The sequence below is a fragment of the Mycobacterium sp. E3339 genome, from assembly GCF_001666915.1.
Classification (GTDB): domain Bacteria; phylum Actinomycetota; class Actinomycetes; order Mycobacteriales; family Mycobacteriaceae; genus Mycobacterium.
The window spans coordinates 1-11402 of sequence record NZ_LZIZ01000098.1; the positions used below are offsets into that span (position 1 = coordinate 1).

General features: G+C 66.7%; 13 protein-coding genes and 1 pseudogene. 4 read left to right on the forward strand and 10 right to left on the reverse strand.

What is annotated here, in order from left to right:
- The 3 genes from A5702_RS09380 to A5702_RS09390 form a co-directional block, all read right to left on the reverse strand.
- On the reverse strand, positions 1-795 hold a 795-nt coding region (locus A5702_RS09380), incomplete at its 3' end, for a wax ester/triacylglycerol synthase domain-containing protein (protein ID WP_304440332.1).
- An 88-nt stretch (positions 796-883) separates the two neighbouring features.
- Positions 884-1699 (reverse strand): lysophospholipid acyltransferase family protein, encoded by an 816-nt coding sequence (locus A5702_RS09385; protein ID WP_068220091.1) that lies wholly within the window; start codon positions 1697-1699, stop codon positions 884-886.
- A gap of 132 nt (positions 1700-1831) precedes the next feature.
- The gene (locus A5702_RS09390; RefSeq protein ID WP_068220094.1) at positions 1832-2308 is read right to left on the reverse strand and encodes a hypothetical protein; all 477 of its coding nucleotides are present in this window, start codon (positions 2306-2308) and stop codon (positions 1832-1834) included.
- A 198-nt stretch (positions 2309-2506) separates the two neighbouring features.
- Here A5702_RS09390 and A5702_RS09395 point away from each other — a divergent pair, with 198 nt between their 5' ends.
- On the forward strand, positions 2507-2905 hold the full coding sequence (locus A5702_RS09395) for a VOC family protein (protein ID WP_068220097.1): 399 nt from the start codon (positions 2507-2509) through the stop codon (positions 2903-2905).
- Between the two features lie 6 nt (positions 2906-2911).
- On the opposite strand, the pseudogene A5702_RS09400 reads toward A5702_RS09395, so the two are convergent.
- Together A5702_RS09400 and A5702_RS09405 are read right to left on the reverse strand one after the other, a co-directional pair.
- Positions 2912-3367, reverse strand: a pseudogene (locus tag A5702_RS09400) (cupin domain-containing protein).
- A 4-nt stretch (positions 3368-3371) separates the two neighbouring features.
- A complete protein-coding gene (locus tag A5702_RS09405; RefSeq protein ID WP_068220100.1) occupies positions 3372-4064 on the reverse strand; it encodes a haloacid dehalogenase type II in 693 nt (230 codons plus the stop codon).
- 173 nt (positions 4065-4237) lie between these two features.
- Here A5702_RS09405 and A5702_RS09410 point away from each other — a divergent pair, with 173 nt between their 5' ends.
- Positions 4238-5932: an MOSC and FAD-binding oxidoreductase domain-containing protein gene (locus tag A5702_RS09410; protein WP_068220103.1), complete on the forward strand. Its 1695-nt coding sequence runs from the start codon at positions 4238-4240 to the stop codon at positions 5930-5932.
- Between the two features lie 14 nt (positions 5933-5946).
- Here the strand turns inward: A5702_RS09410 and A5702_RS09415 are convergent, their stop codons facing one another.
- The 3 genes from A5702_RS09415 to A5702_RS09425 form a co-directional block, all read right to left on the reverse strand.
- Positions 5947-6687 carry an SDR family NAD(P)-dependent oxidoreductase gene (locus tag A5702_RS09415; RefSeq protein WP_068220106.1) on the reverse strand — a complete coding sequence of 247 codons (741 nt, stop codon included), beginning with the start codon at positions 6685-6687 and terminating at the stop codon, positions 5947-5949.
- 66 nt (positions 6688-6753) lie between these two features.
- Entirely contained in the window at positions 6754-7551 is a 798-nt protein-coding gene (locus A5702_RS09420; protein WP_055401786.1) for a family 1 encapsulin nanocompartment shell protein, read from the reverse strand.
- Entirely contained in the window at positions 7548-8600 is a 1053-nt protein-coding gene (locus A5702_RS09425; RefSeq protein ID WP_197506529.1) for a Dyp-type peroxidase, read from the reverse strand. Before A5702_RS09425 ends, A5702_RS09420 begins: the two co-directional genes overlap by 4 nt.
- Positions 8601-8610: 10 nt before the next feature.
- Here A5702_RS09425 and A5702_RS09430 point away from each other — a divergent pair, with 10 nt between their 5' ends.
- Positions 8611-9873, forward strand: coding sequence for a M18 family aminopeptidase (locus A5702_RS09430; protein WP_068220114.1), 1263 nt, complete (start codon positions 8611-8613; stop codon positions 9871-9873).
- A gap of 19 nt (positions 9874-9892) precedes the next feature.
- Here the strand turns inward: A5702_RS09430 and A5702_RS09435 are convergent, their stop codons facing one another.
- Both A5702_RS09435 and A5702_RS09440 read right to left on the reverse strand, forming a co-directional pair.
- Positions 9893-10261 (reverse strand): DoxX family protein, encoded by a 369-nt coding sequence (locus tag A5702_RS09435; RefSeq protein WP_055401790.1) that lies wholly within the window; start codon positions 10259-10261, stop codon positions 9893-9895.
- 42 nt (positions 10262-10303) lie between these two features.
- Positions 10304-10753 (reverse strand): nitroreductase family deazaflavin-dependent oxidoreductase, encoded by a 450-nt coding sequence (locus tag A5702_RS09440; protein ID WP_067818793.1) that lies wholly within the window; start codon positions 10751-10753, stop codon positions 10304-10306.
- Between the two features lie 181 nt (positions 10754-10934).
- Here A5702_RS09440 and A5702_RS09445 point away from each other — a divergent pair, with 181 nt between their 5' ends.
- Positions 10935-11366 carry a hypothetical protein gene (locus A5702_RS09445; protein WP_197506528.1) on the forward strand — a complete coding sequence of 144 codons (432 nt, stop codon included), beginning with the start codon at positions 10935-10937 and terminating at the stop codon, positions 11364-11366.
- Positions 11367-11402 lie beyond the last annotated feature (36 nt).

Consider the following 11402-nt stretch of genomic DNA (forward strand, 5'->3'; position numbering starts at 1 on the left):
GATCATCAGACCGCTGATCTCGTTGCCGGTGCACATCGATGATCCCGCCGAGCGGGCCCGACTGGTGGCGCTGGCGAATCGACGCTGGGGCGACACCACGTGGTTCAGGAACGTCGGTGGGGCGTCGAACGCGTCGGCCAGATCCGGGTGGGTCCCGCGTTCCTTGGAGCGCCGGCGCACCCGCGCCATTCCGACCGCTGCGTCCCGAATCAGACCCGGCAGTTCGGTGATCTGCCGAACATGGTCCCGCGCGGCGGCCCGCAACAGGTCGGCCCGCGAGGCGGTGACGCCCGCTTCGTCGTTCTCGCGTTCCTCGGTCGGGGCGTCCTCGAGATCCATCGCGCGCGCCAGCAGGTTGACCGATGCCACCCCGTCGGCCAGCGCGTGATGAACCTTGCCCACCAAGGCGAACCGCCTGCCAGCGAGTCCCTCGGCGAAGTGAAACTCCCAGAGCGGGCGGTCGCGGTCGAGCGGCGTCGAGGCGATCCGGCCGATCACCTCGTCGAGTTCTCGACGGCCGCCCGGCGCGGGCACCTGCACCCGGCGCAGGTGGTAGTCGAGGTCGACCTCGCAGTCCTCCTGCCACATCGGGTGATGCAGCTGCCAGGGAATGTCGACGAGTTTGTAGCGCAACGGCTCCAGCAGGTGCAGCCGGCGGCGCACGTGACCGCGGAACGCCTCGAAACCGAACTCCGATTCACCGGGGTCGATGACGGCCACTTTCATTGTGTGCGTGTGCAGGTTGGGCGTCTCGCTGTAGAGCAGCATGGCGTCCATGCCATTGAGTCTTTTCACGCGCCATCTCTCCCCGCCGGCGCTGGAATCAGCTTGTGGTGTAGAGGCTTTCGCATGGCGTGCAGGCCCGGGCCATCGGTGGTGTCGGTCAGCCGAGGATGGGGAGCCGGCGCGCAGCGGCGAGTCGCTTGAGCGCCGCCTCCATGACGGCGCGCACGTGCGCGTCCACCTCGTCGACGTCGGGGTTGTCACCGAACTGGTCGGCGACGTCGATCGGTTCGAGCACCTCGGTGACGACCTTGGCGGGCAGCGGCAGGTTGGGCGGGAAGACCACGCTGAGGCCGAACGGGAACCCGAAGCTGACCGGCAGGATGTCCATCCGCGCCTTGGTCAGGCCCAACTTGCGCGCCATCCAGTTGCCGCGGGTCAAGAAGAGCTGGGTTTCCTGGGCACCGATCGAAACCGTGGGCACGATCGGCACCCCGGCCTCGATGGCCGTCTGCACGTAGCCGGTGCGGCCGTTGAAGTCGATGGTGTTGGCGCTGAAGGTGGGTCGGTAGGAGTCGTAGTCGCCGCCCGGGAAGACCAGCACCACCGCGCCGGAATGCAGGGCGGCGGCGGCGTTTTCGCGACTGGCCTCGATGACCCCAAGGCGGCGCAGCCAGCCGTCCAGAGGACCCAGGAAGAGGCCGTAGTGGCCCAGCGTGTAGACGGGGCGGTCGTAACCGAATCTCTCGTAGAAGGCCGGGGAGAAGATCAACACGTCCGGGGTCAGCATGCCGCCGGAGTGGTTGGACACCACCAGCGCTCCACCGGAGGAGGGGACGTTGTCGATGTTGCGCACCTCAGCCCGGTACCACCGTTTGATCACCGGTCCGATTGCCCTGACGACCTGCTCGGTGAAGGCCGGATCCCACTTGGTGGTCTCCTGGTTGTCGGCCACCTCAACCCCCTTGCCCTTCATGGCTCCCCGCTGTCGTGTTCCCGCCATTTGCCGTGGATTGCCGATGTGACGCAGATCTCAAACCCGCCGCCTGCACAACATAGGTTACTCTCCAAAAAGGAGAATGTCATATCCGTTTGCTGGGACGCCGGGTCACCCGGCGTCGCGCACCAGGGGGTGCGCCGTGGGCAGTTCGGCGGCGGGGCTCAAGTCGCCGAAGAGGTCGATCGCGTCCGCGATGGTGCGGTCGACAAAGGCGCTGAAATCTTCGAAGGAAACGGTGTCGCGGATCCAGTGCGACCTGCGCGCCACCACGCCGATCCGTTGCGGGTCGGAGGACCCGTGCACGATCGCGGTCACCTCGCGCTCCTGGCGGTTCCACGTATCCGAGAAATGCGTCAGCCACGGGCGCTCGGAGGCAGGGAAAAAGCAGGCCGGCATCACCCGAATGATCAGCACGTCGCCGTGCTCGGGTGAGATCTCGAGATGCACGTGCAGGCGCCTCGAGGCGGACGAGTGGGCGTTGGCGACGAAGAAGTATTCACCGTCGTGGTGGCCACGGAAGTAGCGTCGCCCGCGGGTGCGCAGGTAACGCTCGACCAGTTCCGCGCAGGTGGGCTCTTTCGCCATGAAAACATGCTGCGGCCAGTGGCTTTGCGGATGCTGGGAGACAGGCCATGAGCCGCCGAAGAATCAGTTGAGAATTTGCTGAGCGGACGGAGGCCGCGCGGTTCGGCCGTCGGCTCGCCCAGGGGTGAAGGTCGCCGGGTGGTTGGTCGGATTACCCTGGTGGCGAACGATTTTCGCCCAGCCACAGGGGAGCCGAGGATGGGATTCGCGGTGGACCGCATCGATCACGTCGTGCTGAACTGCAACGACGTCGAGCAGACCGCGACCTGGTACGAACGGGTGCTCGGCATGCGGCGAGAAACCTTCGGCTCATCCGGCCGTGTCGCTCTGCGGTTCGGGAACCAAAAACTCAATCTGCGCCCGGTCGGTGCCCTGGCCGACGATCCCGACTGGGTCACCGGATCCGTCGAAGCGGCCGGTTCCGAGGACTTGTGCTTCATCACCGCAAGCAGCCCCGACGAGGTGCGTGCCCACCTGCTTGAGTGCGGCGTCCGCGTCGTCGCTGGGCCCGTGACCAGAACGGGAGCCCTCGGCCCGATGACCTCGCATTACTGCCGCGACGTCGACGGGAATCTGGTCGAGATCGCCGTATATTGAACGGCTTTACAGGGGATACAGCGCCGGCAGATTCACCACGACGGCCTCCTGGGTGCTGCGCGCGATGACCACCTCCGCCGGTGTGTCCGGGTCCGGGTTTTCCTCGCGGTGCGGCAGGTACGGCGGGATGAAGACGTAGTCGCCGGGCGACGTCGCGATGCGCACCTCGCGGGTGCCGTCGTGGAAGACGAATTCCGGGTGACCGCTGCGGACGTAGATCGCGGTTTCCGAGTCGCCGTGACGATGGTTGGACGAAACGGTCGACGGCATCGCGTGGGTCTCGCCCATCTAGAGCTTCTCGGCGCCCACCGATGCACCGCTCAGTGCGGCGAAGCGGCGCAGTCCCTCCGACTGCGCGGTTTCGGAGCTGATATCCGACGCCCTGACGTGGTGCACCCGATTGCGGACGGCCGCAGTCGTCGTCTCGTCGAAATCTGGATGGAATCCGTCCGCGGTGGCCATGGGGTCAATTATGGCGCCGACGCTCGGTGAGTTCGTGGGCCAGCTGGCGCATGTCGGTCACCACCAGGTCGGGCTGGCGCAGAACGTCGACCGGCAGCGGGGGATTGCCCGGACGGGCGATGAGCGCGGCGCTGAAGCCGACGTTCTGGGCGCCCAGGAGATCCCACGGGTGCGCGGCCACCATCATGCAGTCGGCCGGCGCCACCCCGAGTGTCTCGCATGCGTACCGGTACACGGCGGGCGCCGGCTTGAAGGCACGGCGGGCATCGACACTCAATTGCTGTTCGAAGAATTCGGCCAGCCCGGAACTCTGCAACGCCGTCGGCCCGTCCGGGTTGGGTGGCGAATTGGTCAGCGTCACTAGGCGAAAGCCGTTGTCCCGTAACGCGGTCAGCCCGTTCGCGACATCCGGGTGCGCCGGCATGGTGAGCAGTCCGGTTTTGAGGCGGTCCAGGTCGTCGTCGGAGACGTCGACGTGGTGGATGTCAGCCACCATGCGCAATACGCCCCGGGCGAGCGTGGAGAAGGTGACGTAGTTGTCCGCCAGGGTCACCGACATCGAGTACATGATCAGCTGGGCGAACCATTCGCGAAGCACCCGCTCGTCTCCGAATAGGTCGACGAAAAGCGGTGCCAGTGAATGTAAGTCGACCAGTGTCTCGTTGACGTCGAAGACCAGAACGTTTGGTGTGGGCATCGGGCTCCTCGGCTGAGACGTCGGGCCCCGGGGTCAACGGATGCAATCGGGGCCATGCGACCCAGTTAACACCCCGGTGTGCGCGGCGCGACTGGTCGCTACGTGTTGCCCCACGTGGCGGGCGGGCATATCCTCAGCCAGCCCTCCCAATTCAGGGTTTGTGAGGTGACATCGTGGGCAAGCTGGTTTCGGTTAACGTCGGTATGCCCAAGGACGTGCGGTGGCACGACAAGACCGTCTACACCGGGATCTGGAAAACGCCGGTCGACGGGCCGGTCATGGTGCGCCGCCTGAACATCGACGGCGACGGCCAGGGCGACCTCGGCGGCCACGGCGGCGAACAGCGGGCCGTGATGGTGTACCAGACCGAGTCGTACGACTTCTGGAAGAACTACTTGGGTCGCGACGACCTTGTACCCGGCCACTTCGGGGAGAACTTCACGGTTACCGGGCTGCCCGACGACGATGTGTGCATCGGCGACCGCTACCGGATCGGCGAAGCCGAGTTCGAAGTCACCCAGCCCCGCGTCACCTGCTTCCGCGTCGGTTTGCGCACGAACGAGCCAAGGATGCCGAACCTGCTTGTCTCCCAACATCGCCCGGGCTTCTACTTCCGGGTGATCACCGAGGGGCGGGTCCGCGCGGGCGATGACATCGTGCGGACCCGACGTGGTCGCCACGAACTCAGCGTTGCCGATGTCGACGCGTTGTTGTACCTGCCGAACCGCGACCTCGCCCTGCTGCCCAAGGCCGTCGACGTCCCCGCACTCAGCCCCGGCTGGCAGCAATCGTTCCGGGACATGTTGGACCACGAATCGCCAGCCCAGATCGCGGCAACCCCGGCGGTGTGGGACGGTTTTCGCCCTCTGCGCGTCAGCGCGATACGTCGGGAAAGCCCACAGGTGATGTCCATCCAACTGGAGGGCGACGACCATGTCGCATTGCCACCACCACTGCCCGGGCAATACCTGACCGTGCGAATTCCCGCCGGCACACCGGCGCCGCTGCGCAGTTACTCCCTCTCCGGAGACCCTGGCGCGGGGCGGTACCGCATCAGCGTCAAGCGCGAAGCGCACGGTCTGGTGAGCCGATGGCTGCACGAGCACATCGAGGTTGGTTCCGTGCTCGAGGCCGCCGCGCCGCGCGGCGAGTTCTACCTCACCGACGGTGATGGTCCCGTGCTGCTGATGTCGGCGGGAATCGGGATCACCCCCGTCTTGGCGATGTTGCATGCGCTTTCGGCGACCCGCAGCGCCCGCGACATCTGGTGGGTGTACACCACCCGCAATCAGGAAACGCAAGCATTCGCAGCCGAGGTCGCCGAACTGCTCGGATCGTTGCCGGGCTCTCGGCAGTCGGTCTTCTACACCCAAACGCAGGGGCGGTTGGACCGATCGGCCATTGCGGCGCTGGGAATTCCGGCCGACGTCACCGCCTACCTTTGCGGCCCAACCCAATTCATGACCGACATGCGCGAGGCCCTGGCGGCCGGCGGTCTTGCCCCCGAGCGCATCCATAGCGAACTCTTCGGTGCGCTGCCGCCGATCAACCCGGGCATCGTCGACGACGGCCCCCGCCAGCCCCCACATCTTCCGGCGGGACCACCGGGAACGGGTCCGTCAATCACGTTCGCCCGCAGCGGTTTGACGGTCACCTGGTCATCGCAATACGGAAGCATCCTCGAGCTGGCCGAAGCATGCGACGTGCCCACCCGGTTCTCCTGCAGAAGCGGCGTCTGTCACGTGTGTGTCGCCGGAGTGGTCGCGGGGAGCGCCACCTACGTCCAGCAACCGCTGGAGCCGCCCGAGCAGGGGTCCGTGCTCGTGTGCTCGGCGGCCCCGGCCAGCGATCTGGTGCTCGACCTGTGACGAAAAGCACTGCCTCAGGCGGTAATTGCGCGCTGGCCGCCGCTAGCCTGCAACACCGCACCGTTGACGTAACTTGCGGCGGCTGACGCGAGAAACAGCACCGCGCTTGCGATTTCGCTCGCCTCGGCCGGCCGTTTCAGCGCGGTGGTGGCGCCAATGGCTTCCAGCATGCCCGGTATGACGGCGACTCCAGGGGTATCCGTCGGCCCCGCGGCCAACGCGTTGACTCGGACGCCCGACCGGCCGAATTCGTCCGCCCAGACCCGCGTCAACTGCTCCAGGCCGGCCTTGGTTGCGCCGTAGATACCCGCACCGCTCGCCGGCACCGAGGCCGCGACGGTGCTCACGTTGACCACCGCGCCGCCGCCGCGCTCGACCATGCCCGGGACCAGTTGCTGGACCAAAATGTACGGGGCGCGCAGGTTCACGTTCACGTGCTCGTCGAACGCCGCATCGTCGGTGTCCGCGGTCGCGCCGAACCGGTAGATGCCGGCGTTGTTGATCAGAATGTCGACCGCTCCCGCCTCGGCGGCCAGGCGGCGCACATCGTCGCCGTCATTGAGATCGGCTGCGACGAAACGTGCGCTGCCGCCTATGTTTTCGATATCGCGCACCGTCTTTGCGCCGCGTTCAGCGCTGCGCCCGTGCACAATCACCTCGACCCCGCGTTCGGCCAGTTGTATCGCGATTTCGCGGCCGATCCCGGAGGTCGCTCCAGTCACTAACGCGGTGGACCCGGCCATCGTTGCTGCCATCGAACCCTGCCTTCAAAAGAAGTTCACTTGCTTCCCCGTCAGCAGCGGCTCGCCGGCATTTATTCCTTACGACGTCAGCGGGACCGACGCCTCCGCGGTGTAGCACAGGAAGGTCAATGTCTCCTGCAGATACAGCTGAACGGTGTCCGCATCATGGCTGGTGTATCCGATCGAGACGTCCGTCCCCAGCTGCAGATCGAAGTCGCCACCGCGGGTGGTCAGCACGAAGGCACCGTCGATGGCCGGCGCCCAGATGATGTCCCCGGGGACCAGCCGGTCGATGTGCTCGAGGATCGGATAGCCGTGTTCGGTGGTCTCGCTGACTTTCGTGTAGACGTCGGCGGACAGCAGCACCGAATACGGGCCGTCGACGCCGGCCAGCCGCAACTCGGAAATGGCCTGGGTGATGACGTCGGGAATCTCGCGTGGATCGGCCGGCAGGGTCAGCGCCTTGTTCGAGCTGGCGGACCGGATGCCCTCGATCGAGGCGGCGGCGTATCCTTCGAAGATGGCGCGGTCTTCCACGAACGCCAGCTTCTTGGCGGCCTCCTTGACCGGGTCCCAGTCGGAGTCCTGGGCGCCCCGTTCGACGTTGTCGATCTCGTAACGCGACAGGGTGAACGGAACGCGAAGCCGGACAAGGGGTTTACTCGCTCGCACGTGAGCCTCGACGCCTTCGGAGGGCGAAGCGATGTCGATCAATCGCCCGGTGCTGACGCCGGCGGTGACCGGCCCGCCCGGCTCGCTGACGTCGACCACCCGCCGCCCGGCGACATGGCGTTTGAAGGTCCGGGCCGCCTCGGTCTCGATTTCCTCCCAAGCGGCGTCGGTGACCGGTGCCAGGTCGCGGTAGAGGTTGTTCATGAAGCTGTTCCTTTCAGGCTGCCGATCGCAAGTGAGCCGTTTTGTGCCGCAGGTGTTTCCGCCACCGGCGCTCCCGGAAGTGGCGGTGGATCGTCGAGGAAGTCGACGGTTGGGGAGAAGAACAGACCGCCGGTGACCGCGGTGGAAAATTCCAGGATGCGGTCGGTGTTGCCGGGCGGGTCGCCCAGAAACATGTTGCGCAGCAGGCGTTCGGTGACCCGTGGCGTACGGGAATACCCGATGAAGTAGGTCCCGTACTCGCCCTTGCCGAGTTCACCGAAGGGCATGTTGTGCCGCACGATCTTCAACTCGGTGCCGTCCTCGTCGGTGATGACGTTGAGGGCGATGTGGGAGTTGGCCGGCTTCTCGTCGTCGTCGAGTTCGAGGTTTTCCAGCTTGGTGCGGCCGATCACCAATTCCTGCTCGTTGACGGATAACGAGTTCCACGAAGACATCTCGTGCAGATACTTCTGCACGTGCACGTAGCACGAGCCTTCGAATTCGGGATCCTCGGCGCCGATGGCGGTGGCGCTGACGGCCAGCGGGCCGTCCGGGTTTTCGGTGCCGTCGACGAAGCCCAACAGGTCGCGGTTGTCGAAATAGCGGAATCCGTGCACCTCGTCGACGACGCTGACGGCGCCCGCCATCGACCGCAGGATGCGGTCGGCCAACTCGAAGCAGACGTCCAGGCTCTCGGCCCGGATGTGAAACAGTAGGTCCCCCGGCGTGGCCGGAGCGGTGTGGTGCGGGCCCGTCAGTTCGACGAACGGGTGCAACTCGGCGGGGCGCGGCCCCGAGAACAAACGATCCCAGGCGTGCGAGCCGATGGAGGCGATGGCCGACAACCGTTTCGGCGGCTCGCGAAACCCGATCGCGCGCACCAGCCCGGAAATGTCGGGCAGCGCATCATGCACCGTGGCTTCTCCGCCCTCGTCGATCGTCACCACCAGGAAGACCGCCGCGGGCGTCAACGGCTCGAGGATCGGCTGCGGCTGGACGGGAGGCACATGGGCGACCCTAGCGTGGCGACGGTGAGCGCCGGAAGCCATGATGATCATCATGTCGGCCAGCGCCGCAGGCCTCTGCGATTTCATCGACGCTTCTCCGTCGCCATTTCACGTCTGCGCCACGGTGGCCGCGCGGCTGACGGCCGCCGGGTACACCGAACTGAGCGAGGCTAAACGCTGGCCGGAGGAACCGGGCCGCTACTTCGCGGTGCGGGCCGGCTCGCTGGTCGCCTGGAATTCCGAGGGGGCCGACGGTCCGTTCCGCATCGTCGGCGCGCACACCGACAGCCCGAACCTGCGGGTCAAGCAGCACCCGGACCGGGTGGTCGCCGGTTGGCGCGTGGTGGCGCTCGAGCCCTACGGCGGGGCGTGGCTGAACTCCTGGCTCGATCGCGACCTGGGTATCAGCGGACGGTTGTCGCTGCGCGCCGGCGCCGGGATCGAGCACCGGCTGGTCCGGATCGACGAGCCGATTCTGCGGGTGCCGCAGCTGGCCATTCACCTCGCGGAGGACCGCAAATCGCTGACGCTGGATCCGCAGCGGCACGTCAACGCGGTCTGGGGCGTCGGTGCGGACACCAAGTCGTTTGTCGACTACGTCGCCGAACGCGCCGGGGTGGACCCGACCGGCGTGCTCGCCGCCGATCTGATGACCCACGACCTGACCCCGTCGACCATCGTCGGCGCCGGCGGCGACCTGCTCAGCGCGCCCCGGCTGGACAACCAAGCCAGTTGTTACGCGGGGATGGAGGCGCTGTTGGCCGCCGAGCCGCGGGGTTTCCTGCCCGTGTTGGTGCTCTTCGACCACGAGGAGGTCGGGTCCTCCTCCGACCATGGCGCCCAGTCAGACCTGCTCGGCACGGTTCTGGAGCGGATCGTGCTCGCGGCCGGCGGCACCCGCGAGGATTTCCTACGTCGGCTGCCCGACTCGTTGCTGGCGTCGGCCGACATGGCGCACGCCACGCACCCCAACTACCCCGAGCGGCACGAGCCCGGCCACCTGATCGAGGCCAACGCCGGGCCGGTGCTCAAGGTTCACCCGAACCTGCGTTACGCCACCGACGGACGGACCGCCGCGGCCTTCGCGCTGGCCTGCCAGCAGGCCGGGGTCGCGCTGCAGCGTTATGAGCACCGCGCCGACCTGCCGTGCGGGTCGACGATCGGGCCGCTGGCCTCGGCGCGGACCGGCATCCCCACCGTCGACGTGGGTGCCGCGCAGCTGGCGATGCACTCCGCGCGGGAGTTGATGGGCGCCCAGGACGTGGCCGCGTACGCGGCGGCGATGCGCGCGTTCTTTTCGCCTGAGCCTTCGTGAGCGATAGAGCCCAGCGGTTCTAGATGTACACCGGGTGGGCGACCGCTGTGAGCGCGAAGGTCGCGGCGTTGAGGGCGAGCAGGAATCCGGCGAATGCGAACTGGCCGGAGATATCGTTGGCGAGCACATGGGTGTACATCGCGCAGACGAAGAAGATGATCAGTCCGGCCGCCGCGGCGATGCCGATGGGCGGAATCCATAGGCCGGCGATAAGCCCAAGGGCGCCCAGGGTTTTCATGGTGCCGATGGGAAACGTCAGCCACGACACCGGCACCCCGGCCCGCTGCATGGGCGGGATGATCGGTGCGAAGTGGACCAGCGCGCTCACGCCGGAGAATCCGTTGAGACCGATGGCAAAGATTGTCACGACGAGGTATGCGGCGTGCATGTTGCTTCCTTAGTGGTCGATCAATCGGGGCATCGCCCGGCGTCAGTTCGCGGGGATCGGGTCTAGCCGGAACACGGCGATGCGGCCGGCCAGCGCTTCGACCTCTTCCGGATTGCCCTGACGCACCAGGCCGGAACGTTTCAGGAACCCGACGCCGATCGGCACTTCGATCGGATATTGGCGCAATACCGGGCGGGCTTGCTCGGCGGTCAGCTCGGTTATGGCGACGCGCCGCGTCTTTCGGCCCCTGCCGAGCGTTCCCGTCCCGGCGGCGCGGGCGTTGCGCGCCCAATCGGCGCCGGGGAATCCCGCCACGGCATAGAGCTGGCCGTCGAGCGTGAACGGTGTCATCGGGGTGCTGCGCGGTCGGCCCGTTTTGCGTCCCGGCACGGTCAAAACCATGGGTGGCCCGGTAGGTATGCCGAGCCTTTGCATCGCGATCATGAACTTGTTCATCGGCTTCAGCCAGCGCGGGGGCGTCGGGTTCGACATCACTGCTCCTTCTGCGTATCCCGTTGCGGTGGGCCCGGAATCGGTTGAAGCGGGTCACCAGCAACCCGCATACAAGGACGGGTCAACGGCGCCGGAAGTTACACATGCGGGCGTAACTTTTTGCCGGCCCGTCTCGTCGTCAATTCCTGAGTAGTCCGACGACGACTTACGGAGGAAGACCATGACAGACGCAAGAGAGCACGGCCGACGCTGGCCCCGCGTGGTCGCCCGTGCCACTAGCGCGACCTTGGCAGTCCTCGCGGTGGCCCAAGCCGTGTTCGCCGGCAGTTTCCTCGGCGGGCAGTACAACGCGTTGCTGCTGCACTCGGCCGGCGCGAAAGTGACCACGGTGCTTTCCGTCGTTCAGGTGGCGGTGCTGGTGATCGTGAACCGGACGGGCGGGCCGCGATGGCCGATAGCGGTAGGGGCGCTGGTGACCATCCTCTTCGTCGCCGAGTTCGCCTCTGGCGAATTGCGGCTGACGGGCCTACACGTTCCGCTCGGGGTGCTGTTGATCGTGGGAATCCTTCAGCTGACGGCATCGGTATGGCGCTTGCCGCTGACCGCACCCTCGCCGTCACCACGCCCGGATGTGATTCGTGAATCGGCGTAGCGCGTTGCGGCTGGGCGCCGCCGCGACGGGGATCGG